The 22,990-nt window shown below is 68.2% G+C and carries 22 protein-coding genes; 7 read left to right on the forward strand and 15 right to left on the reverse strand.

The window, feature by feature from the left end; all coding sequences use genetic code 11:
* Genes SYV04_RS01010 through SYV04_RS01025 form a run of 4 tightly spaced genes read right to left on the reverse strand, consistent with a single transcriptional unit; the run spans nucleotide 1 to nucleotide 2,294 of the window.
* On the reverse strand, nucleotides 1-402 hold the full coding sequence (locus SYV04_RS01010) for a VOC family protein (RefSeq protein WP_321543660.1): 402 nt from the start codon (nucleotides 400-402) through the stop codon (nucleotides 1-3).
* Between the two features lie 42 nt (nucleotides 403-444).
* Nucleotides 445-1,302, reverse strand: a complete 858-nt coding sequence (locus tag SYV04_RS01015; protein WP_321543661.1) for a hypothetical protein — start codon at nucleotides 1,300-1,302, stop codon at nucleotides 445-447.
* Nucleotides 1,299-2,054, reverse strand: a complete 756-nt coding sequence (locus SYV04_RS01020) for a ceramidase domain-containing protein (protein WP_321543662.1) — start codon at nucleotides 2,052-2,054, stop codon at nucleotides 1,299-1,301. The genes SYV04_RS01015 and SYV04_RS01020 overlap by 4 nt, the downstream gene beginning before the upstream one ends.
* A 24-nt stretch (nucleotides 2,055-2,078) precedes the next feature.
* Entirely contained in the window at nucleotides 2,079-2,294 is a 216-nt protein-coding gene (locus SYV04_RS01025) for a hypothetical protein (RefSeq protein ID WP_321543663.1), read from the reverse strand.
* Between the two features lie 86 nt (nucleotides 2,295-2,380).
* On the opposite strand from SYV04_RS01025, the gene SYV04_RS01030 reads away from it, so the two are divergent.
* On the forward strand, nucleotides 2,381-4,330 hold the full coding sequence (locus SYV04_RS01030) for a gamma-glutamyltransferase family protein (RefSeq protein ID WP_321543664.1): 1,950 nt from the start codon (nucleotides 2,381-2,383) through the stop codon (nucleotides 4,328-4,330).
* A gap of 42 nt (nucleotides 4,331-4,372) precedes the next feature.
* Entirely contained in the window at nucleotides 4,373-6,313 is a 1,941-nt protein-coding gene (locus SYV04_RS01035; RefSeq protein WP_321543665.1) for a CocE/NonD family hydrolase, read from the forward strand.
* Between the two features lie 9 nt (nucleotides 6,314-6,322).
* Here SYV04_RS01035 and SYV04_RS01040 read toward each other — a convergent pair whose 3' ends face one another.
* The 3 genes from SYV04_RS01040 to SYV04_RS01050 form a co-directional block, all read right to left on the reverse strand.
* Nucleotides 6,323-7,318, reverse strand: coding sequence for a PKD domain-containing protein (locus tag SYV04_RS01040; protein ID WP_321543666.1), 996 nt, complete (start codon nucleotides 7,316-7,318; stop codon nucleotides 6,323-6,325).
* 252 nt (nucleotides 7,319-7,570) lie between these two features.
* On the reverse strand, nucleotides 7,571-8,371 hold the full coding sequence (locus tag SYV04_RS01045; RefSeq protein WP_321543667.1) for a hypothetical protein: 801 nt from the start codon (nucleotides 8,369-8,371) through the stop codon (nucleotides 7,571-7,573).
* Nucleotides 8,372-8,379: 8 nt separating this feature from the next.
* A complete protein-coding gene (locus tag SYV04_RS01050; RefSeq protein WP_321543668.1) occupies nucleotides 8,380-8,637 on the reverse strand; it encodes an acyl-CoA-binding protein in 258 nt (85 codons plus the stop codon).
* A 342-nt stretch (nucleotides 8,638-8,979) separates the two neighbouring features.
* On the opposite strand from SYV04_RS01050, the gene SYV04_RS01055 reads away from it, so the two are divergent.
* From SYV04_RS01055 to SYV04_RS01065, 3 genes are all read left to right on the forward strand, one after another.
* On the forward strand, nucleotides 8,980-9,273 hold the full coding sequence (locus SYV04_RS01055) for a hypothetical protein (protein ID WP_321543669.1): 294 nt from the start codon (nucleotides 8,980-8,982) through the stop codon (nucleotides 9,271-9,273).
* Between the two features lie 173 nt (nucleotides 9,274-9,446).
* Nucleotides 9,447-9,743, forward strand: a complete 297-nt coding sequence (locus SYV04_RS01060; RefSeq protein WP_321543670.1) for a hypothetical protein — start codon at nucleotides 9,447-9,449, stop codon at nucleotides 9,741-9,743.
* A 52-nt stretch (nucleotides 9,744-9,795) separates the two neighbouring features.
* Nucleotides 9,796-11,472 (forward strand): PAS domain-containing sensor histidine kinase, encoded by a 1,677-nt coding sequence (locus SYV04_RS01065; protein ID WP_321543671.1) that lies wholly within the window; start codon nucleotides 9,796-9,798, stop codon nucleotides 11,470-11,472.
* A 17-nt stretch (nucleotides 11,473-11,489) separates the two neighbouring features.
* Here SYV04_RS01065 and SYV04_RS01070 read toward each other — a convergent pair whose 3' ends face one another.
* From SYV04_RS01070 to SYV04_RS01095, 6 genes are all read right to left on the reverse strand, one after another.
* Nucleotides 11,490-12,527 (reverse strand): M28 family metallopeptidase, encoded by a 1,038-nt coding sequence (locus SYV04_RS01070; protein WP_321543672.1) that lies wholly within the window; start codon nucleotides 12,525-12,527, stop codon nucleotides 11,490-11,492.
* A gap of 275 nt (nucleotides 12,528-12,802) precedes the next feature.
* Nucleotides 12,803-14,068, reverse strand: a complete 1,266-nt coding sequence (locus SYV04_RS01075; protein ID WP_321543673.1) for a hydroxymethylglutaryl-CoA synthase family protein — start codon at nucleotides 14,066-14,068, stop codon at nucleotides 12,803-12,805.
* Between the two features lie 2 nt (nucleotides 14,069-14,070).
* Nucleotides 14,071-15,108 carry an alcohol dehydrogenase catalytic domain-containing protein gene (locus SYV04_RS01080; RefSeq protein ID WP_321543674.1) on the reverse strand — a complete coding sequence of 346 codons (1,038 nt, stop codon included), beginning with the start codon at nucleotides 15,106-15,108 and terminating at the stop codon, nucleotides 14,071-14,073.
* Between the two features lie 28 nt (nucleotides 15,109-15,136).
* Nucleotides 15,137-15,877, reverse strand: coding sequence for a CoA-transferase subunit beta (locus tag SYV04_RS01085; protein ID WP_321543675.1), 741 nt, complete (start codon nucleotides 15,875-15,877; stop codon nucleotides 15,137-15,139).
* Nucleotides 15,874-16,674 carry a CoA transferase subunit A gene (locus tag SYV04_RS01090; RefSeq protein WP_321543676.1) on the reverse strand — a complete coding sequence of 267 codons (801 nt, stop codon included), beginning with the start codon at nucleotides 16,672-16,674 and terminating at the stop codon, nucleotides 15,874-15,876. Before SYV04_RS01090 ends, SYV04_RS01085 begins: the two co-directional genes overlap by 4 nt.
* A complete protein-coding gene (locus SYV04_RS01095) occupies nucleotides 16,671-17,336 on the reverse strand; it encodes a TetR/AcrR family transcriptional regulator (RefSeq protein ID WP_321543677.1) in 666 nt (221 codons plus the stop codon). The genes SYV04_RS01090 and SYV04_RS01095 overlap by 4 nt, the downstream gene beginning before the upstream one ends.
* Nucleotides 17,337-17,548: 212 nt before the next feature.
* On the opposite strand from SYV04_RS01095, the gene SYV04_RS01100 reads away from it, so the two are divergent.
* Nucleotides 17,549-18,394, forward strand: a complete 846-nt coding sequence (locus tag SYV04_RS01100; protein WP_321543678.1) for an esterase/lipase family protein — start codon at nucleotides 17,549-17,551, stop codon at nucleotides 18,392-18,394.
* A 100-nt stretch (nucleotides 18,395-18,494) separates the two neighbouring features.
* Here SYV04_RS01100 and SYV04_RS01105 read toward each other — a convergent pair whose 3' ends face one another.
* Nucleotides 18,495-21,287 (reverse strand): DEAD/DEAH box helicase, encoded by a 2,793-nt coding sequence (locus SYV04_RS01105; protein ID WP_321543679.1) that lies wholly within the window; start codon nucleotides 21,285-21,287, stop codon nucleotides 18,495-18,497.
* A gap of 226 nt (nucleotides 21,288-21,513) precedes the next feature.
* On the opposite strand from SYV04_RS01105, the gene SYV04_RS01110 reads away from it, so the two are divergent.
* Complete coding sequence (locus SYV04_RS01110) at nucleotides 21,514-22,152, forward strand: DUF6992 family protein (protein WP_321543680.1); 639 nt, start codon at nucleotides 21,514-21,516, stop codon at nucleotides 22,150-22,152.
* Here the strand turns inward: SYV04_RS01110 and SYV04_RS01115 are convergent.
* Nucleotides 22,124-22,879, reverse strand: a complete 756-nt coding sequence (locus tag SYV04_RS01115) for a YqjF family protein (protein ID WP_321543681.1) — start codon at nucleotides 22,877-22,879, stop codon at nucleotides 22,124-22,126. The two genes, SYV04_RS01110 and SYV04_RS01115, sit on opposite strands and share 29 nt — an antisense overlap.
* Nucleotides 22,880-22,990: the final 111 nt, after the last annotated feature.

Consider the following 22,990-nt stretch of genomic DNA (forward strand, 5'->3'; position numbering starts at 1 on the left):
TCAGAAGCTGACGACGACCGAGGCGGCCGAGCGCTTCGCCGGGCCGTGGAACACGGCCTCGATGTTGTTCCCATCGGGGTCGAGCACGAAGGCGGCGTAGTAGCCCGGGTGGTAGTGGCGCTCGCCGGGCCCACCATTGTCGCGGCCGCCCGCGGCGACCGCCGCCGCGTGGAAGCGATGGACGGTGTCCTTGTCGGGTGCCTGGAAGGCTAGGTGCATCTTCTCCGTCGGGGGCGCGTCCGCGCTGACGTAGAACTCATCGGCCCAGAAGGCGCCGGGGAACTCGCCTCCGAACGGGACGCCCAGCGACTCGAGCACCGCGCGGTAGAACTTCTTGCTCGCCTCGAGATCCCGAACGCGCAGGTGGACGTGATCGAACAGCCGGCCTCGGTGCAGCTCCATGATACGGCTCCCTTCTGGGTGCGTCGGTGAAGGCAAGGGCCTTCAGGGAGGCGGAGGAGACAGCGCCCGGAATCCCTCGGCAATGGCGATGCCGACATTGGTCATCAAGTCCTGTCGGGCATTCACCACATAGAGGTGCGGAGTCAGGGCCCACACCTCGCGCAGCACGCGTCGGGGCTCGGGGGCGGGAGGGCTCAGCTCCGTCTGGAGCAGGGGCAGGACCTTGTCGGACAGGCGCAGGGCGGTGTCCATGACGAAGATGGCCAGGTGGGGCCGCAACGCCCGGACGCGCCGGAAGAACGCCCCCACCTCGTCGGGAGCCAGGTGCTTGGGCGGCGAGGACTTCATCTCGAGGTAGAGGAGCTTGCCCTCGGCCGCGGCCACCACGTCGAGATCGCCGCCCACGTCGGGAGCGTGGAACTTCACCCCGGCGGCCACGTCGAAGCCCAGGCGGCCCCGGAGCTCGCGCGCCACGTACCACTCGAGCGTGCCGCCGAAGCTCCGGACGGGGTAGCGCAGCCGGTAGCGTCCGCCCTCCTCCCTGACGGCGAGGTCCAGCGCCACCAGCTCCTCGGCCATCTCGCCGGCTTGGGTGGCCTCCACGTAGCGCGTGGCGTCGGGAGGCGAGAAACTGCCCTGCTGCAAGATGGCGCCACGCAGGAAGAGGCGGAAGGCGTAGTGCCCGAGCCGCTCGGCCACCCGCTCGGCCATGGCCTCATCGAGCTCTTGAGGAAAAGGTAGATCCAGCGGGGCCACGGTCGGCTGGAACCCCCGGCGCACGAGCATCGCGAGCGCCTCGCCGCCCGGCGCCAGCAGCGTCCGCGAGGGCGGAGGGGCTCCAGCCGCGTGCAGCTCCTGGTCTCGCGCCGTGGGGCCTTTGATGGAACGTGGGTCTGTCATGGGCCTCCCTCCCGGGCTTCTTCACGACCAGACCTCTCCATGAGCCGGGAATAGTGCCGCGCCGCGAACAGCAACGCGAGCGCACTCCAGACATGCCAGGCCGCGTGTCCTTGCAGCCAATGATTGTCCGGGTCGCACCACACCCGTGTGAGGTCCATCACCAGGCACGCGGCCCCTACCGCCAGCAGCCCCACTGCCCACCGAAAGTCTCGCGACACTTCCCGGTGCTTCTCCTGTCGAGCCAGGCGCAGCTCGGTCCCCACGATGACCAGCACCGCGAACAGAATCACGAGCTGATACGGGACGTGGACCTGCTTCATGACAGGCACGAGCAAGGTGGCCCCCACCGTCAGCCCCCAATGCACCCGTCCCACCTGCTCTTTTCGCAATACGCCCAGCCGGTGCAGGTTCACCGCAACCAAGAGGAAGACCAGGACATACATCCCCACGAAGTCCAGCAGCTGGGTGCCGAAGTTGTTCGTCGCGTGGTAGGCGAAGGAGAGCATTCCCACGAGCAACGTGACCCACGCGAAGCGCCCCATGGCGCGGCTGCGGGTAAGCAGCCAATGCCGCCAACACCACAGCGCTACCGCGAAGTAGGCCAGGTTGGACCAGGCGTTCGCGGGCTCGTTCACCCAGGTGCAGAGGGTTGCCTCACACCACTTGATGTTCGGCTCACCCCAGGCGACCCGCATGTCCCACCAGGGACACCCCGGGCCCATGAGCTTCGCGCCAATCGGCATGCTCCCCATGTTGGGAGTCTGCCCTAGACCTCATCAGTGGGGCACCAGCTCCACGTAGCTGGCGCGCAGCATGGGGATGAGTCGGATGAACTCCACGGTGAGCCCCTGCTTCTCGGCGAAGCGCTCCAGCAGGGCCCGGTCCTGCGCCTTGGGCATACCCTGGCGCGGCAGGAAGTCCTCGGTGCCGCGCCCCTCCTTTATCGGAATCCGGGTCTCGCTGTGGAGGGCCCCCCCGAGGCGTGGCCGCACCCGGACGCGGGGTGAATCCACACTCCGAAGCTGCACGACACCCAGCGGGGGCCTAGGCTCTGCGCCCGCCTCGCACCGGAGAAGCCATGAACACTGCAAGGATGTGCCGCTGGGCCGTGTGCGGCCTGCTCCTCGGAATAGGCCTCGCGCCTACGCGGCTCCACGCGCAGCAGACCGCCAAGCCCGTGCTCCACGGCAAACACTGGGTGGCCATCACCGGCAAGCCGCTCGCGGCCACGGCGGGGGCCATGATGTTCCAGAAGGGCGGCAACGCGGTGGACTCCGCGTGCGCGATGCTCGCCGCCACCTCCACCATGTGGGACGTGCTGAGCTGGGGCGGAGAGACGCAGGCCCTCATCTATGACCCGCGCGCGCGCAAGGTGGTGGGCATCAACGCGCTCGGCGTGGCTCCCACGGGCGCCACCGTGGAGTTCTTCCAGAAGAAGAACATGAAGTACCCGCCCGAGTTCGGCCCGCTGGCCGCCGTCACCCCGGGCACACCAGGCGGCCTGATGGTGATGCTGTCGGAGTACGGGACGCTCTCGCTGAAAGAGGTGCTCGGGCCCGCCATCCAGATGGCCGACGAGGGCTACCCCATCGAGGCCCAGACCGCGAACAGCATCGAGAAGAACAAGGACAAGCTCAAACAGTGGCGCTACTCGCGCGAGGTGATGCTGCCGCACGCCGGGCAGGCCCGAGAGGCACCCCACCCTGGCGAGGTGTTCCGGCAGAAGGACCTGGCGGCCACGCTGAAGAAGCTGGTGGAGGCGGAGCAGAAGGCACTCGCGGCGGGCAAGAACCGCAAGCAGGCGATCCAGGCCGCCTATGACCGCTTCTACCGGGGAGACATCGCCCGCGAGCTGGTGCGGGGCGTGCAGGAGGAAGGCGGCCTCATCACCCTGGAGGACCTGGCGCGCTGGAAGGTCCACATCGAGGAGCCCGTGAAGACGACCTACAAGGGCGTCGAGGTCTACAAGCTGACCACGTGGGTGCAAGGGCCGGTGCTGCTCCAGGCGCTCAACATCCTGGAGACGCAGGATCTGAAGTCGATGGGCTACAACAGCGCTCGCTACATCCACGCGCTGTACCAGGCGATGAACCTGGCCTTCGCGGACCGGGACTTCTACTACGGAGACCCGTACTTCCCTCCGGCCGAGCCAGTACGAGGGCTGCTCTCCAAGGAGTACGCCAAAGCGCGAGCGAAGCTCATCAACTGGGAGAAGAACGACCCGAACATCAAGCCGGGAGACCCCTACGCCTTCCAGGGAGAGAGCAACCCGTACGTGAAGCTGCTGGAGCAGTGGCCTCCCGCTCCGGCGCCTGGCGCGAACCCGAATGCGCCCCAGCCCTTCACCCAGCCTCCCGGAGCGCCGCAGCCCGCTACACCGCCCACGGGCGCGCCGCAGCCGGGCTCCCAACAGGCGAGCCTGGAGGACTTCGAGCGCGCCTTCTTCGCGGGGACGACCTCCATCCAGGCCGCGGATGAGAAGGGATGGGTGGTGTCGGTGACGCCCAGCGGCGGCTGGGTGCCCGCCGTCATCGCCGGACGCACGGGAGTGGGACTGAGCCAGCGGATGCAGAGCTTCGTGATGGACGCGGCGGAGAGCCCGTTCAATGTGCTGGAGCCGGGCAAGCGCCCCCGCGCGACGCTGACGCCGAGCCTGGCGCTGAAGGACGGCAAGCCGTACCTCTCCTTCGCGGTGCAGGGCGGAGACAGCCAGGACCAGAACCTGCTGCAGTTCTTCCTGAACGTGGTGGAGTTCGGGATGACGGTGCAGGAGGCGTCCGAGGCGGCCAACATCAACAGCTTCCAGATGCGCACCTCGTTCGGAGACCACGCGGCGAAGCCAGGCCGGGTGCTGCTGCACCAGGACGTGCCGCCCTGGGTGCGCTCCGAACTCAAGCGCATGGGCTACGAGATGAGCTTCGAGCCACGCACCTCGGGTCCCATCAACGCCATCTACTTCGACCACAAGAATGGCACCTTCTGGGGTGGCTCCAGCCATCACGGCGAAGACTACGGCATCGCCTGGTAGACGCGTCCCCTCGAAGACCTTCCCATCCTCAGGAGAGAGTCCATGTCCTCCCTACCCCGTTCTCTCGTAGCGCTCGCGCTGATCGCCTTCGCCCTGCCAGCGTGGGCGCAGGCGCCCGCGAAGCCTCCGAAGTCGCCCAAGGAAGAGCAGGCGGAGCAGCGCGCCGAGTACATCCGCTCGCGCTACAGCAAGTTCGAGTACCGCATCCCCATGCGGGACGGCGTGCGGCTGTTCACGTCCGTCTACGTCCCCAACGAAGCGAGCGCCGGCAAGCGCTACCCCATCCTGTTCACGCGCACGCCGTACACGGTCGCGCCCTATGGAGCGGAGCGCTACAAGCGGGCGCTCGGCCCCAGCGAGGCGTACGAGAAGGAGGGCTTCATCTTCGTCTTCCAGGACGTGCGCGGCCGGAACATGTCCGAGGGCACCTTCATGGACGTGCGCCCGCAGGTGGCGACGAAGCGCGGGCCGAAGGACATCGACGAGAGCACCGACGCGTACGACACCATCCAGTGGCTGGTGAAGAACGTGCCGAACAACAACAACCGCGTGGGGATGTACGGCATCTCCTATCCCGGCTTCTACACCTCGGCGGGCGCCATCGACTCGCACCCGGCGCTCAAGGCGGTGTCTCCGCAGGCGCCCATCGCCGACTGGTTCTGGGATGACATGCACCGGCACGGCGCCTTCAACCTGGCGCTGGCGTTCAACTTCTTCTCGGGGTTCGGCAAGCCCCGTCCCCAGCCCATCGCCCCCGAGGACTGGGAGCACTTCGAGCACGGCACGCCAGACGGCTACCAGTTCTTCCTGGAGATGGGGCCGCTGAGCAACGCGGACGCGCGCTACTTCAAGGGAGACATCGCGTTCTGGAAGGACGTCGTGGCGCACCCCAACTACGACGCGTTCTGGAAGGCGCGGAGCATCCTGCCGCACCTGCGCAACATCAAGGCCGCGGTGATGGTGGTGGGTGGCTGGTACGACACTGAGGATCTCTACGGGCCGCTGCACACCTACGCCGCCATCGAGAAGCAGAACCCGGGCACCCAGAACATGCTGGTCATGGGCCCATGGCCGCACGGCGGCTGGCAGCGCACGGAGGGCCTCTCGCTGGGCGACGTGGACTTCGGCTTCCCCACGAGCAACACCTACCTGGAGCTGTCACTCGCCTTCTTCAAGCACCACCTCAAGGAGGGGCCCAAGCCGGCCCTGCCCGAGGCGCTGGTGTTCGAGACGGGAGCCAACCGCTGGCGCGGCTTCGAGTCCTGGCCGCCCAAGGGTGTGCGCGAGGAGAAGCTCTACTTCCAGCCCAAGGGAGGCCTGGCGTTCAAGCCGCCCACGGGCACGGGGCACCTCTTCGATGAGTACCCGAGCGATCCATCGCGGCCCGTGCCCTACACGGCGGAGATCACCCCGGGCTGGGCGAAGAACTACATGACGGAGGACCAGCGCTTCGCCTCACGCCGGCCCGACGTGCTCGTCTTCCAGACGGAGCCGCTGGAGAAGGATCTGACGCTGGCGGGGCCGCTGGAGGCGGAGCTGTGGGTGTCCACCACGGGTACGGATGCGGACTGGGTGGTGAAGCTGGTCGACGTCAACCCGGGGAAGATGCCGGGCTGGACGCGAGCGGACGACGAGGCGGGGAAGCGCAACCAGGGCTCCCAGCAGACGCTCGTGCGTGGCGAGCCGTTCCGCGGCCGCTTCCGCGAGAGCTACTCCGAGCCCAAGCCCTTCAAGCCGGGAGAGCCGACGAAGGTGCGCTTCGTCATCAATGACGTCTTCCACACCTTCCAGCGGGGGCATCGGGTGATGATCCAGGTGCAGTCGAGCTGGTTCCCCTTCATCGATCGCAACCCGCAGACGTACGTCCCGAACATCTTCGAGGCGAAGGAGGAGGACTTCGTGCGAGCGACGCACCGCGTGTACCGCTCGCCCGCGAACCCCAGCTTCCTCAAGGTGAACGTGCTGCCCTCAGCGGACGAGTGAAGCCCGAGCTCACTTCCGGGGCGGCGGCTCCACGGCCTTGGGAGGCTCGGGGGGCGCCTCGCTCTTGAAGGAGCTCCACGACACCACCACCTCCTGGCCGGTGGCGTCGTAGCCATACAGGAAGTCGAGGATCTGCTTGGTGCCCGGGGGCGCCTCCGAGGGGCTCACCCGCACATGCCCCCGGAAGCCGCCCCGCTCGAGCCCCTCGTCCACGCGGACCACCTCGCTCCACTTCCGGGTGGTGACGTCCACGCCACCATCCCAGCGTTGGGTGACGCGCTCGAGGCGATCCCAGGTGATGTCGCTCGAGACACTTCGCGCCACCACCTCGCTGCGCCAGCCGCCCTCCGGCATCGGACGCCACCGCGAGACCTCGAGCACTACCGGGTGGAGCTCATCGCTCGCGGGCTGCCCGCGGGTCTGCACGAACGCCGTCGCCGAGAGGGGTCCTCCACGAGACAGGCGAGCGGACAGCTTCACGGTGAAGCTCCGGGTCTCCTGTGCCCCCATCCCCTGGACCGCATAGGCGTGCTCGACCTGGGGCTCGCTCGTGGTCGTGGTCGAGCCGTCACCAAACTCCCAGACGTAGGCTTCGACGCGCTCACTGCCCTGGTAGCTCGCCTGGAACGAAAAGGCCCCTTGCCCGCGCTGGGTGACCGCCAACCGCAGCGGCTCGTACTCCTGGCGCTCCCCTCGGCCACAGGAACGCACGTCGATCTCGATGAGCCGCTCGGCCAATACCCCGACTCGCCGCCCTCCGAGATCCTTGCAGACCTGGAAGCGCACGGCGTACCGCCCTGCCCTATCGGGTGCCTTCCACGAGAGCGTCGGTCCGGGATGAAGCTCCGCCTCTCCGCGCTCGGTGAGCCAGACCCACCGGTACACGGCCCCTGGCTCCGCGACACCACCGAATCGCGCGGACAGCCCCAGTGGCTCGCCCTCGCAGACCCAGGAGCGGTCGGTCTCAATCGCATCGACCACCACGCTGGATGTCAGCGGCACCATCTCCTCTCGGAGAGCCGAAGCGAGCACCTCCCTACTCGGGCCCGCGATGGCGGGCGCAGCAGAGGAAGGCGGAGGAGGTGGAACGAGAGGCGGAGGAGGCTCGACCACCGTCGCCACAGGAGGACTCACGCTCTCGACGCTGAGAGGAGCTGGAGCCTGCCTCTCTCCCCGGGGCCACAACGCGAGCCCCACGACCGCCAGAACCACGGCGACCCCGAGCGTCCAGCGAAGCCGCGCGTCTCCCACGGACGATTAGAACCCGAACTCGTTCAGGTGGCGGCGGTAGCCCTGCGAGTTGGGCCGGTACCACTGGTCATCCCAGCCCTTGAAGTCCACGTCATCCAGCAGGCGCTCCGTCTTGCCGTTGAGGACCACCTGGTTGATGAGCTGCACCGTCGTCGAGCCCACGTTCCGGGAGACGAGCTTCGCCGAGGTGTCGAGGTACTGGTACGTGGTGCGGCTGCAGTAGTCCTGCAGCAGGCAGCCTTTGTCGCAGTTGCTCAGGTTGTTGTACGTGGCGTGCTTGTCCTCGGCCACGTACAGCGTGGGCCAACCCCGGTACGCGTTGCGCGAGTCGATGGCGGTGTCGTACTCGAGCTGGTCGTACGCGTACCACGCCGACGAGTCGCAGCTGCTCTTGCGGTGCGCCGACAGATAGGCCCAGTCCAGGTACCACCGGCCACCCGAGTAATGGACCTCGAGCAGCTGGAACTCCGGGTCTCCGTCGTGCCCGGTGGTGACGCCGCTGTCCTCGAAGAAGGTGTCCAGGTAGAAGATCTGCAGCGTGCGCGTGGAGAAGCTGTGGTTCCTCACCGAGAAGTACGGGCGCCGCTCGAAGCCGCTCTCGCCGCTGTCGAACCACAACAGCGGCATGAACCAGTAGGCGAGCTGGTACTCGCAGTCGTCGTTGAGCCCGTCGCGGTCAGCATCCGCGCCGGTTCCCCAGCAGGTGTCTCCGTAGGAGATGGTGCCGAGCCCATCGGCGTGCGCCACGGGCGTCACGGCCAACAACAGGACCAGCGCGACGAGCGCGTTTCGAGCGGTGCGGTCCATGGAGCGCCTCAGCCCTTCAGCAGCCGGTCCACGAGCTGTACGTACTGCTGCATCGCCGCGTCGCGGCTCAGCCCCTTGCGGCCGGCCCAGGCGTCGTACTTGGCGCGGCCCTTCAAATCCAACATCCCGGGCCGCTTGCCCTGCACATCACCCTCCGTGCCCTGCTTGAAGAGCGCGTACAGCTCCAGCAGCGTGTCATTCGATGGACGGGTGGACAGCGTCTTGACCCGCTCCTGCGCGGCCTTGAAGTCCTCGGCCAGTGCCATGGGGAAGCCTCCTGGGCGCGCGAAGATACCCGATTGGCGGACGTGACGGGTCGCGCTCGCGCTCCTCCCCTGCCAGGTCCAGGCCTTCGCCGGATCTCGCGGGACGAGAATCGGAATCCACTCGAATCATGAGAAACCGGTACGCACGAAGGTTCGACGCGACCCGCCAAAACGCTCGAGCGGGCGGAAAAACGCGTGATCTGGCGCGTGCTTACGCCTGCCTGTTCTCGCGGTTCAGGATTTTTCTCTTCATGTCGTTTTGCATCTAGACGCAACTATGGTCTGGGACCGTACGATAACCCCTGTAGCTGGTTCGCTTGCCCATCACGCGGAGGGCTGAACATGTGGATCGAGGCGATCGTCATGCCCCGGGAAGACTCCAAGCCCTACCGCCCTTCGCCCCAGCGCGACCGCCGTGCCGTGTACCAGTCCGGTTGTGACGAGAGCCTGCGCTTCCGCGACTCGGTGCTGAACTACCTGCAGAGCCAGAAGCTAATGGGCGCGGTGAAGTGGGTCAGCGAGCCGGGCTCCCTCCCCATGGTCACGCTGCACTGCCACGAGGGTGTGCTGGAGCAGCTGCGTCAGGTGCCCCAGTTCGAGGCTGGTCGCTCGGCTGCTGTCCAGATGGGCTTCTGAAAAACCCTGTTATCTCCAGAGCTTAGGCCATCATTCGCGTTTCTCTGGTTTTGCCAGAGAGTCGCACATGTCGCCTGAGCGCAACCATTCGGCGCCAAGATACAACCGTGCGAGGGATGCAACCCGGATCCGCCTTGCTAGTTTCCGCATGCGTGAACCGGAGGGTTGTGCAGATGTGGATCGAGGCGATCGTCATGCCCCGGGAGGACTCGAAGGCGACCTGGCGCCCTTCGCCTCAGCGCGACCGCCGTGCGGTGTACCAGTCCGGCTGTGACGAGAGCCTGCGCTTCCGCGACTCGGTGCTGAACTATCTGCAGAGCCAGAAGCTGATGGGCGCGGTGAAGTGGGTCAGCGAGCCGGGCTCCCTTCCCATGGTCACGCTGCGCTGCCAGGAGCGCGTTCTGGAGCGGCTGCGCAAGGCGCCCCAGTTCGAGGCCGGTCGTTCCGCGGCCGTCGATCTGCACGCCTGAGTGGTAGATTGAACCTCTGGGGGCGCCCTCTCGCTCCCTCGAGGTTCTCTCCATGGCTCCCGCGCGAGCGGCATCGAATCCCTTCCTGGAGCTGAGCCTCGAGCAGCTGCGCTTGTTGGTGGACAGCTTCACCGACAGCGTCTGGGTCTGGGACGCGCGCACCGATCATCTGTTGGTCAACCGCCACTGGCTCCAAGCCTTGGGCTACGAAGAAGAGGACCTGGAGCCCAATACCGCTGGCTGGAGGGGCCTGTTGCATCCCGACGATGTCGCCGAGACCGAGCGGCGCTTCGAGGAGCACATGCAGGGCCAAACCCCGCACTTCGTGCAGGAGTACCGGCTGCGGCGCAAGGACGGGCAGTGGGCCTGGATCCTGGATCAAGCCCGGGCGGTGGCGCGCGATGAGCAGGGAAAGGTGCTGCGGGTAGTCGGCACCAACCTGGACATCACCGCCCGGAAGCTCAGCGAGGAGCGCATGAGGGGCCTGCTCCAGGCCATTCCGGACCTCATCTTCCGCACGCGGGCGGACGGCACCTTTCTCGACGTCAAACCCAATGCGGACATGCTGACACCGCACGACAACATCATTGGCAGCAACCTCCGCCAGGCTGGGTTGCCGCAGTCGCTGGTCGACAAGGCGCTCAAGCACCTGGAGCTCGCCATCCGCCAGGGCACGGTGGAGATCTTCGAATACGAGGTGGAGGGCGCTCAGGGTCCACAGCACTTCGAGTCGCGGACCGTCCGCAGCGGGCCTGACGAGGGTGTGACCATCATCCGCGACATCACCGAGCGCAAGCTGGCGGAGCAGCGGCTGCGCCAACACGAGGAGGAGCTGCGGCGCCATCACGCGCGACTGGAGGAGCTGGTGCAGAGCCGCACCGAGAAGCTGCGCCAGACCACGCGCGAGCTGGAGGAGCGACAGGCCCAGCTCATCCAGTCCGAGAAGATGGCCTCGCTAGGACAGATGGCGGCGGGCATCGCTCATGAGATCAGCAGCCCGATGGGCTACATCATGAGCAACCTGAACACGCTCTCACGGTACGTCTCGGCCCTGATGCCGCTGCTGCAGTTGCAGCGCGAGCTGCTGGCCATGAAGGGCCAGCCCGCCGAGGCCTCACGGGAGGAGCTGCTCTCCCGCCTGCGCGAGTCGTGGCAGGAGGAGGACGTGGACTCGATCCTCGTGGATGCCCCCGAGCTCCTCCAGGAGTCGCTGTGGGGGGCGCAGCGCATCAAGGAACTCGCCCAGAACCTGCGGCTGTTCACCCGCGAGGACTCGGGAGAGCCCCAGCCGACGGACCTGAACGCGGAGCTGGAATCCACGCTGAAGATCGTGTGGAACGAGCTCAAGTACAAGTGCGAGGTGAGGCGGGACTTCGGGACGCTGCCGCTCATCCGCTGCCACCCCACCCAGCTGGCCCAGGTCTTCACCAACCTGCTCATCAACGCCGCGCAGGCCATCGAGGAGATGGGGACGATCCACATCCAGACCCGGCACGAGGGGCACGAGGTGGTGGTGCGGATCGCGGACACGGGCAAGGGAATGACGCCGGAGACGCGCGCCAGGCTCTTCACGCCCTTCTTCACCACCAAGCCCCGAGGCCAGGGCACGGGCCTGGGGCTCTCCATCAGCTACAGCATCATCGCCCGCCACAAGGGCCTCATCGAAGTCCAGAGCGAGCCGGGCAAGGGGACGACCTTCATCATCCGCCTGCCCGTGACGGAGGGCTGAGCGGCGTCACTGCCTGCTCAGGCCAGCGAGCTTTCGAGCCGAGCCACGAGCATCTGGAGCATGGGGCGCTCCGCATCCGAGAGGCGCCCTGTCGCGTCACACCTGCCCAGGAGATCCTCGGCCGCTGAGCGGCCCGCCGAGGCCATGGGCGACAGGGGCTCCAGGGCCCGGGTGAGGGCAATGAGGGAGCGCAAGGTCGATGCGTCATCGCGCACCTCCGGGAGGAAGCGGACCTGTGGCTCGGGACGGGCGCACGCCTCCCGGGTGAGCCGCTCCAGCCAACGCGCCGTGGCCTCGATCTTGGGATAGTCGAGCTTGTCCGGCGTGTCCTCCGGCGTGTGGTAGTGGCGCCAGCGCCCGTTGGTCAGGAAGAGGAACGGCACGCGACGGCGCCAGAAGCCCCAGTAGTCCGAGAGCGGCGGGATGGTCTCGGCATCCATCCGTCGGATGACGGCCCCCGGTTCGGCGCGGACCAATCGATCCACCAGCGCGCCCGTGCCCTCGCTCCGCTCCGCCCCGAGCGCGAACACCGACTGGCGGACCTCGGCGGGAGCCGCATCGGGCCCCACGGCGTGACCGACCAGATCCATGCAGACCATCAGATCGATGGTGTCCAGGGGCACGGTGGGGTGGCGGACGAAGTGCTCCGAGCCCATCGCCTCGGTGAGGAAGTACGGGGGCTCCTCTCCATCGAACGCGGCGAAGAGGATGCCTCGCCCCTTGGGTGGATTGCGCCGCAGGGCCCGGGCGACATCCAGGAGGATCGCCACCGCCGCCGCGTTGTCATCCGCGCCGTGGTAGGTGTGATGGCCCTCCTGCCCCAGGTGGTCATAGTGGGCCGCTAGGAGCACCCAGCGGTCCTGCTCTCCTCGAAGCGAGGCGAGCACGTTCGCCCCCTCGCACCCGGGAACAGGCTGCTCCACGGGCTCGAGGCCGGCCTCTCGGAACGCCTCCACCACGAGGGAGCGGGCCGCGAGGCTCCCGCGGGTTCCAGGGGCTCGTCCCGCACACCGATCCGAGCAGAGGCTCTCGATGAAGCTTCGGAGGGTCTTCATGGAGAGCACTCTATCTCACACTTCTTCGTGGCTGATCAGCGCCCTGCCCGCTTGGGCCTCCCAGCGCTCGCGCCTCTCCTCCTGCGTGAGGCGGAAGCTCTCCTCGTGGAACGCGACTCCTCTGGGAGCGCCTCCACCTCCTGCCGAGCCCCCAGGGACTGGGGGAGCGCGGGCACCACATTGAAAGAAGAACGCCCCCAGGTCATGGAGACCTGGAGACTGACTCGAAATGCCAGGGGGGATTTTGAATCCGGCACGGGGGGGTGAACCTCTCCTCAGCTCGCGGCGCCTTCGACGTAGTGGCGCTTGTGGTCTCGAATCTCCGCCAGTCGGAACTCTCCCGGCGCGGGGGCCAGCACTTCCGGCCCATCGCCCGGCAGCTTCATGAGGCGCTCGTACTCCTCCACGGAGACGCGCTCGCGCCGCGCCATCACCGCCTCCACGTCCGTGCGCGCCATGCGCTGGGCCGCCTGCGCTCCCACCACGCCGGAGAAGAACTCCGAGGCGCAGCCACTGCCGTAGGACAGCAGGCCCAGCCGCTGCCCGGCCAGCGTCCCGCTCTCGGCGTGCAGCAGGCCCGCCAGCGCCAGGTACAGCGAGGCGGTGTACACGTTGCCCACGCGCGCGTTGAGGCTCAGCGAGGAGGCCACCTGTGCCTCGTAGCTGGCGCTCGACTTGGCCAGCTCCTCTCGCGCCTCGGCCGTCGTGTTGGCCGCGTTGGGCGCGTCCTCCAAGTCGCACAGCCGCAGCTGGGTGTGCGCCTTGCGCGCCATCTTGCAGAAGGGCACGTGGTAGAGGATTCGCGCCAGCTGCTCGCCCGGAGTCGTGGAGCCCCAGCGCACCACCTCGTGCGCCAGCGCCCGCTCACGCCAGCCTCGGTATGCTCCCGAGAGCGCCTCCAGGTAGCACTGGATGGAGTAGTGCCCGTCTACCACCGCCTCGCGCCGGCCCAGCGGACGCCAGAAGTCGTACACGTCCATGCTGCACGAGCCGTTCAGCCCCACGTCTAGCGCCAGCAGGTCCGGCTGCTCGCTCACCAGCAGCGCCACCGCGCCCGCGCCCTGCGTGGGCTCGCCCGCCGTATTCAACCCATAGCGGGCAATGTCCGAGCACACCACCACCGCGCTGCGCCCGGCCGCCGCACCCGAGGCAATCCACTCCGCCGCCGCCATGAGCCCCGCCGTGCCGCCGTAGCAGGCGTGCTGGGTGTCATACACGCGCATGGTGCGCGGCAGCTTCAGCAGGCCCTGGACGTGCGAGGCCACCGGCTTGGAGTGGTCCACACCCGTCTCGGTGCCCACCACCAGCATGCCGATGCGCGAGGCGTCCACCTGGTGCGTGCGCAGCAGCCGGGAGACCGCCGAGGCCGCCAGTGCCACCGTGTCCTCGCCCGGGTCGTACACCGCCATCTCTCGCGCTCCGAGGCCCGAGGTGTACTTGGCCGGGTCCACTCCGCGCGCGCGCGCGAGCTCCGCAAGGTCCACGTAGCGACGGGGGACGGCGATGGCCAACGCTTCGATTCCAACCTGTTGTCTCTTCATGACTATGCCTCGGGGGGAATGAGGACGAGGCGGCCCGCCACCTCGCGGTTCTCCAGGCGGAAGTGCGACCGGCCCGCTTCGGCCAGCGCCATCGCCTCGGACACGAACGGGCGAATCTTCCCCGAGGCCGTCAACCGCAGCGCCTCGTCCAGCTCGCCGAGCGTCGTCGCGTAGGCACCGAGGATCTCCAGCTCCTTGACGATGACCAGGCCCGGGTTGAGGTTCACCACGCCCGACTCCAGGTTGCCCACCACCACCACGCGTCCACCCGGCGCCATCGACTTGAGCGACTGCTCGAAGGTCGCGCTGCCGACGATCTCCACGGCCACGTTGACGCCCTCGCCCGCTGTGCGGCGACGCACCTCGGCGGCGAAGTCCAGCCCTCGCGAGACGATGACCTCCGCGGCCCCCGCCTCATGCAGGGCCTGCACCTTGGCCTCGCTGGAGGTCACGGCGATGACGCGCGCCCCATCCTCCTTGGCCAGCTGGACCGCCGACAGCCCCACGCCTCCGCTGGCGCCGGTGATGAGCACCGTCTCTCCGGGCTTCACCTGACCGCGCGTCCGCACGGTGTGGACCGCCGTGCCCGTGGTGCAGCAGGCCGTGGCCGCCACCTCCCAGGCCATGTTGTCCGGGACGCGCCCCAGTCCCGCCACCGGCGCCACCATGAACTGCGCGTAGCCACCGGGCAGCTCTTCGCCGAAGAAGCGGTTGTCCTTGCGGCACAGGCTGTTGCGCCCGCTGCGACACAGCGCGCACTCCCCGCACGAGAGCCGCTGCAGCGTGGCCACCCGGTCTCCGATCTTCCACCCCGGAGTGTCCGGGCCCACCTCCACCACCTCGCCAGCCGCCTCGTGGCCGAGGATGGCGGGCACATGCGTGCGAGGCAGGTTGCCCCGGCGGTTGATCACGTCGTGGTAGCAGACTCCGCAGGCCCGCACGTGAACGAGCACCTCGCCACGGCCGGGGCGAGGCATGGGGACGCTCTCCATCCGCAGGTTGCTCGCGGCGCCAAACTCCCGAAGAACGACAGCCTTCATTCCAGGTGACTCCTGATGGGCTACGACGTCAGGCCCCCACGAGTTGATCGCGGAGGCAGTGAGAATCGATGGCTCGGATCGCCGCCAGCGTGCGCTCATCCGGCAGCGGGGTGATGGGCAACTGCTCCTCCACCGAGAAGGAGAAGCCGGTGCGCTCGGAGACCTGCTCCACCGTGGTCCAGGGGTGCAGGGACTTCAGCCAGGCGCCCTCCACTCCGAGCTCGAAGACGCCCAGATCCGAGATGAGGCGTACCGTCCGGCGTGGATCCTGAGTGGTCGCCACCTGCACCTGGGGCACCAGGTTGCGGCGCGACTGACGGGGCACCACCAGCACCGGCCGGCGGACCCACTGCCGCAACGTGGCCGCTCCCGCCACTCCAGGGAACTTGGTGCGGGGCTGCTCCAGGCTGCCCGAGGCCGTCATGTTCGTCCGCCCTCGGCCATCCACCTCCGCCGCTCCGAAGAAGACGGTGTCCACCCGCCCGCGCCGCGCGTGGTCGAATAGATCCGGGATGGTGATCTCCGCCGTGCGCCCGTTCAGGTAGCCGAGATCCTCCGAAGAGGGCAGCAGCGTGGGCAGTTCCGGATCCAGCGAGCCCACGCACGCGAGGTACGTGAGCCCGGGCGCGTGCGTGGCCCGCGCCACGGCGATGGCGAGGATGGCCAGCGGCGAGGCCACTCCCGTGGCCACCACGGCGCCGTCGTCGATCTCCCGCGCCAGCAGCGCGACCACCGTCTCCGCCGGCGTGGCCTGGACCGAGGCGCTCATGCCGCCCTCCGGGCTTCCAGCAGGCCGTGCAGGAACTCCGCCTCGCGGCCGGCCTCCGCCAGCGACAGGTAGCGCGCCAGCATCGCGTCATCGTGCGGGTACAGCCCCACGCAGCCGGTGGGCAGCGCCCCACCCGGCGCCAACGAGACGCTCTCCACCTGGAAGCCCGGCACCGTGACGCGCGGGAGTTGCGCCACGCGCTCCTCGGCGGTGGCGATGACTCGACGGGCCGCGCCCACCACGAGCAGGTCCGTCGTCGGGTCCTCGATATAGAGGTTGCCGCGCTCGTCCGCGGCGCGCGCGTGTACCAGCGCTACGTCCGGGTAGAAGGCGGGCTCGACGGGGACGCTCCTGCCGGTGAACGGGTCCACCACGCTGAGCGGAGGCTCGGCCTGGGCCAGCTCGGACACGTCCGTGTCCGGCGCGGGCAGGAACGGGAGCCCCATGGCTGCGGCGCGCAACCGCTGGACGATGCGGTAGCCGTCATGCTCGCGCCAGGACAGGCGCCCCTGCTCGATGGCCCGCTTGAGGCAGGGCATGGGCCGCACCCGGCCCTCCAGGTTCAGCGCGCCAAAGGGCAGCTCCACCCGCGACAGACATCCGCCCGCCACCAGGAACTCGGCGGGCAGCGGGTTCGGCAGGGAGATGAGCCGCAAGTCCTTCCGGCCCTGGGCGATGAGCTCCAGCACCAGCGCCATGGGCGCCCGGCCCAGCATGAAGCCACCGGTGGCCAGCCACGCGCCGTCCGGGATGGAGGCCACGGCCTCCCCCAGCGGGCGCCAGCGCCTCGGCATCATGACTTCTCACCCACCGCCGACGGAGGCACCAGCGAGAGCACCGGCGCCTCGGAGGACGTGCTCACGGCTCCCGGAGACGCCAGCCCCGAGAAGAACAGGTCCACCATGCCGTCGGCGATCTGCGTATCAGTCAGTCGCCCATCCGGCTTGAACCACTTGTAGACCCACAGCACCATGCCCAGGAACGAGAAGGCCACGATGGTCGGATCGATGGGCCGCAGCTGCCCCAGGCGCACGGCCTCGGCGAAGGTGGCCTCGATGAAGCGCACGTAGGCCTTCTTGCGCCGGTCGATGTACTCGCGCGCCTCACCCGTGAGCGTGGCGTGCTCGTGGAGGATGATGACGACCTCCTTGCTCGTGCCGTGCGTCACCAGGGCGATGTTGTGCCGCATGCAGGCGCGCAGCCGCTCGACGGGGTCCGCGATGTCCCGCACCCGGGCGAGGACCTGCTGCTCGAACAGGTCCATCCCGTAGTTCATGATGGCGAAGAGCAGCTGCTCCTTGTTCTGGATGTGGTGGTAGAGCCCCGCCTTCGTCAGCCGACACGCCGCGGCGATCTCCTGCATGGAGGTGCCCTCGTAGCCGCGCTCGCAAATCAGCCGGGCCGCCGTCTCCAGGATGGCCTGGTACCGCTCGTCATCCGGCTTCCGCCCCACAGTCATGAACCGCTCCTTGTGATGCAGGCCTGGCCACTGGGCCATTGACCTACCGACCGGTCGGTAACACGAGTTGACGCAAAGGGTCAACGGTTCCCATTCGCCACGACGAACGGATGCCACGTGTAGTTTTCCCGGATTATCAAAATTCAATTCTTGATTAACGAGACAAAGCCCCTCTAGGCTCCTCCCTGCATTCGCATTGGGAGGGACACGACATGAAGGGATGGATTGTTGCCGCGGCCGGGATGCTGTTCCTGCTGGGAGCAAGGGCCGAGGCCCAGTGCGCCACCACGTGCGCCACCGTCGCGCCGAAGCACCCCGTCATCCTGGTGCATGGCCGAAATGACACGGCGGCGCGCTGGGACACGCTCGTGTCGAACTGGACGGCGCGGGGCTACACCGAGGGCGTCAACCTCTTCCGCTTCGACATGACGCGCGACTGCGGCGCCAATACCTTCTGTTCCACGCTGCCGGGGTACTCGGCCTCGTTCGTCAACGAGAGCTACGCGCGGTGTCTGGCGAACTTCATCGATACGAAGGTGCCCTGTCCTGGAGGCGTCTGTCCGGCAGTGGATCTGGTGACGCACTCGCAGGGCGGCGTGGTGGCGCGCTACTACGCGCGATTCCTGGCCAACCGGTCCGTGGATGACCTGGTGGTGATGAGCGCTCCGAACAACGGCATCACCAACTGCACCCTGGTGAGCAACTGCCCCGGGGTGAACCCCGAGGACTGCCCCAACAGCGCACTGATGAAGAAGCTCAACGGGGTGCTGCCCTATGGAGACGGATCCAACGACGAGACACCTGGGGCCACCGCGACGGGACCGGTGCATTACGCGGCCGTGGTGAGCGACGGAGATACCGTGGTGCCGCCCTGGTGTGGCAGCTACTTCCTGAGCAACCCGGATGCCGTCAGCGGCGCCAACCTCGACTGCCGCCGCCCCAACTACACCGTGGATCCGAACGCGACCTCCTGCATGCTCTCCAAGGTGCAACACCTCGTCGTTCCCACCCACGCGAGCGCGATTGCCTTCGCCTACTGCGAGGTGAACAAGGACTGAAGCACTGGTTCAGGGACAAGAGAGCGGGTCCGTGACTCGGCGAGGGCTGCTGGCGGGCTTGCCCGTGTGAGCGTCGTAGCCAGACGCCCCTGGGTGGCCTTCATCGTCGCTTCGGGCGCCGAGTCCCCCTGCCAGCCCCCGGCCGTCCACCCCGCCCCGAGGCACTGCCATGCCCCTTGCCACCGCCGCCCGCGCCGCGCCGCCCGCCGCCGCCGGGGCTTCCTCCTGGCCTGCCTCCGGACGCTCCTGCCCCATGACGTCCCGGCCGACGCGGCGCTGGACTCACCGGGCGTGAGTCGTGCTGCGCGTACCGCACCGCCGGGCGCCCGCTCTCGCTTCGACGGCGGTCATCCCGCGCCGCCTCGAGTTCTTCGGGCATCCATGGCATGTCGAGCAGTTCCTGCAGCTCGAGCAGCGTGTCAGCGCGCAGGGCTCCACGCCGGCCGCGGCCCACCATGAAGCGCACGGGCCGATCGAACACCGGAAGCTCCTCCTCCACGAGCGTGCGCGCGAGCTTCTCGGGAAGATGGAGCCGCACCACACCTACCGCCTTCTCACCCGGCTCCTGTTCCACCTCGTAGCCCAGCTCCACCTCCTGCTCGCGAATGCTCACCACTCCCGGCAACGCCAGGAGCGCCTCGCGCGTCTCGGGAGGCACCAGCGTCTCCAGGTCGAGATCCAGCGGGCGAGCATGGAACTCGTCCATGCTGCTCACCCCCTCGAGCCGCGCCTCATAGCGGGCCGTCAGCTCCGGAACTCCGAGCTTCGCCGTGCGCCCTCCTGAGCGCCGCCACAGCTCGCGCACCTCGTCGATGGCCGGCTGATTGCGGCGCACCGCCGCGTGCTGTGCGTCCCCACGCGCCAGGGCCTCGGCGAGCATGCGGCGCGCGCGGTCGGCCAGCTCCGACTCCCACGCTCGAAGCACCTCGAGCTCGCGCTCCAGCTCGAAGCCTGAGTGCTCCACGCTCCAGTCGAGCACGAGCGACGCGTGCCACGTGTCGTAGGAGAGCTCCGGCTCGCGGCGCCGCGCGTACTTCCGCAGCATGTCGAGCGGGATCTGTGTGCCCTCGATGGCGGCGTTCGTGTTGCCGTAGCGATCGGCGAAATAGCGAAGCGAGCCCGCCACCGCGCCAAAGCTCCCGCACACGCTCGTCTTCGAGACGCGCGCCTGGTCGCCCCAGGAGGTCTGCTCGTCGATGACGAGATCGAACGGCATGAAGCGCGCAAGCAGGTCCGCGAAGCGGCGATGCACCCGGTCCCCCGCGAATGGCATGCGCGACGGCAGGCTGACGCCCACGCTCCGGTAGACGCTCGCCATCGCCAGGGCCGCGTCCTCGACGGCCTTCACCAGCACGCCACGCTGCTCGGCCCAGCGCGCCATCTTCTCCGGCTGGAACAGGTGACGAGGGAGCCCGTACACCTCGCCGATGTAGCCCGCCTCCCGGTAGGCGTCGGCGTAGAGGTTGTAGGCCGTGAGGTGATCGCTGCCGGGGACCAGCACGCCCTCCAGGTCGCGCTCCTCGCGCGTCATGCGGTGGAGCGACTCGATGGCGCTGCACACGGAGAGGAAGGGCAGCAGCGCGTCCTCGCCGTTGACGATCAACTCCGCCCACGCACGCTCCACGGGGAGCGCCTCGACCGCGCGCCCGTACTGCGAGAGCTTGCCTTGCGCGTCGACGATGTTGCGGTCCTGCAGTCGCTGGAGCACGCGGCGGTAGGCAATGCGGTCGAGCGGCACCGGAAGGTCCAACGCATCGGCCCGCACGCCAAGAGCGGCAGCGGTCAGCGCCACGCGCTCCGAGTCGCCCGCGAGCTGGAACTCGGGCTCCGTCGGGCGGAGCGAGAAGAAGTCGATGACGCGGTCGCTCAGGATGAAGACGCGCCCACCCTCCACGCGGCCATGCACGCGCCCCGCCATCTGGAGGAGCTCATTGCTTCCCAGGTGGACACGCGTGAGCACATTGCGTCCGCGCTCGACGAGGTTGGCGAAGCGCGTGTCATCGATGACGACCGTGTCGAGCCCCTGCACGTTGAGCGCGCTCTGCCCCGCAGCGGTCATGGCGAGGAGGAAGGGCTTGGGCTCCGTTCCTTCGAGGAACGGCCGGATGGCGCGAATCGGCTCCCCGCCGTGGTAGTAGGCCGCGTTGATACCCGACCAGTGGTTGCGCACGTGCGAGGCCACCTGCTCGACCGCCGCCCGCGTGGGCAGGAAGATCCCCACCCCGCGCTGGTCCTCCTCCACGGCGCGCAGGAACGCCTCATCGAGGAACGCGAGCGGCGCCCTGCGCTCGACCACGACGGTGGCCACCTTCTTCGGGTCGAACGCCTGGACCTCGAGCACATCGGCGCTGTTCAGGTAGCGCGCGTAGAGCGTCGGGTCGACCGTGGCCGAGAGCCAGATGAAGCGGCAGCCCACGCGCTTGCCGAGCGCCAGGCACAGCTCCAGCTCCGCCGAAGTCTGGTGGATCTCATCGATGATGAGCGTGTCGTGCGGGAGGATGTCGCCGTTCTGGAACCAGCGCCGCGCGATGCCGGTCGTCACGATGATGACGTTCCAGGTAGGGGTCTCCGGCGTCGCTTCACGCTCGCGGTTCACCACACCGACTCGGAGCGGGGTGCCGACAATCTCCTCCGCGATGAGTCGGATGGCGAGCGTCTTCCCGGTCCCAGTGCCAGCCACGATGCCAAAGCCCTTCCCCGCACGCGCCAGCTCGCGCAGCCGGGGCCCGTGGTGCTTCTCGAGGTAGGTTTCGAGACGAAGCCCGATGGCGAGCTCGATGGTCTCGCATGCGGCACGCGTAGGGGCGATGACGATGACACGCCCTGTCGCCGGCTCGGCGGAGACGAAGGCGTCGTGGTCGGGAGGGAGAAAACGATCGGTCGGAGTGCGCACGTCAGGTCATCCACGCATGAGAGCGGCCTGCACGGAAGCGCAAGCGCGACCTCCCTCCGACGAGGAGCCCCCAGACGTCACCTCCTCGACCCTCCCGTCCGTCGCCGAGCAGCTTCACCCACCACTCCCATGCTCGCCTGCCTGCTCCGGAGGGAGAAGCCTTATGCCGCGCTTGCCCCGCGTGCCCATCTTCCTGGGGAGTCCTGTCCTACCGGAGAGCCCAAGCATGCGCTTGTCCCTGGCTTCCCCTACCCCGCGCCTCCCGCCGCCTTCGGCACCGCGAGGACCGCCCCCATCTCCGGACCTGCGCAGGCTCAACTCCCAGCGACTGAGCGAAGACGCCCGGGTGCTGAAGCTCCTCGGCGCGGTATGCACACTGGGAGCCACGGTGGGAGGACTGGGTGCAACGGCCGCCGCGCGCATGCGCACACGCGCCTTCTTCCAGGCCGCTGCCAGCGTACACGTGTTCGTCCTCGGCACGGCGCTGTTGGGTGGAAGGGCCGTCAAGGCACAGGAGCTGCCGAGGCTCGGACTGAGGACGACGCTGCGCCGCAGCAGCCTGCTCCAGCGCCTGCTCTGGGTGGGCCTGGGGCTCGACGTGGCCACGGCCGCACTCGGGGCCATGCTGCTCCTCCAGCGGCGAGGCCACACCGCATGGCGTGAAGGCGCAGGCGCCTCGCTCCTGCTACACGGCGGAGCGCTGCTCATCTTCGACGCGGGCCTGTTCTGGAGGAATGCCCAGCACCACCGCAGGGTCGCGGAGCTGGGCCGCACCTCTTCGGGCCAGGTGGTGGTGACGAAGAATGTCCCCCCCGAGCCTTCCTACTCCACGTCCTTCATAGCGGCCTGGGCGGAAGGAAGATGATGAACTCCGTGCTGCGCTGTACCAGCACGGAGTGCGGCACGCTCTCGGAGGTCGTCAGTCCCAGGCTCTCGAAGACCTGGAACCGGGCCTTGCGGACATTGGCGCGCTGAAGCTGGAGGCGTGCATGCCAGATGGAGTACGTGCCGAGCCTGCCGTCCCTGCGGAAGTAGAAGCCCTGCAGCGGATGGGTCAGGACGACGGCGCACTCCTCCTCGTCCCGGAAGCCATCCAGGCACCCCATGGGCGTCTCCGTGCCTGAGAGTTCCAGCTCCGCCCCACCCCACTCCCCTTCGGTCGCGAGGCGGTACTGCTCACAGCGCTCGCCAGTCCAGGCTGCCTCGAAGCGCATGCGCGCCGGGTGCCACGGGAGCTTCCAGACGAAGCGAGGGATCCACACCCACGGCGAGTCCAGCGAGGTCCCAAAGAACCACACCGCCCGCTCTCCACGATGGCGGACGTAGGCGCGGTAGTTGGTCTGCCCCATGTCAAAGCGGAAGAAGGGAGCCCACCCGAACCGGAAGTTCTTGTCTCGAAAGGGCACCGCGGACACGAAGGCGACGCGACGCCCATCGGCCAGCGTGAACGTCTCGGGCTCGAAGTCCGGCGGCAGGTGGCGCGCGAGCGCCTCGGGCTCCACGGCATAGGTGACGATGGCGAAGTCGAGCAGGTCCGTCGTCACATCGAGCGGGCCACTCCTGGGGCGCGGCAGAAAAGGGGATGTCGACATCCGTGCTTCTCCTCAGCGCCTGCCCGGACGCTCCAAGGTCATCCAGCCTCCCTGGCACATGGCGGACATAAGCGAGCCATGGCAGGGGAGGCACTCTTCCCTGCCGAAACA

Source organism: Hyalangium ruber (genome assembly GCF_034259325.1).
GTDB classification, from domain to species: Bacteria; Myxococcota; Myxococcia; order Myxococcales; family Myxococcaceae; genus Hyalangium_A; species Hyalangium_A rubrum.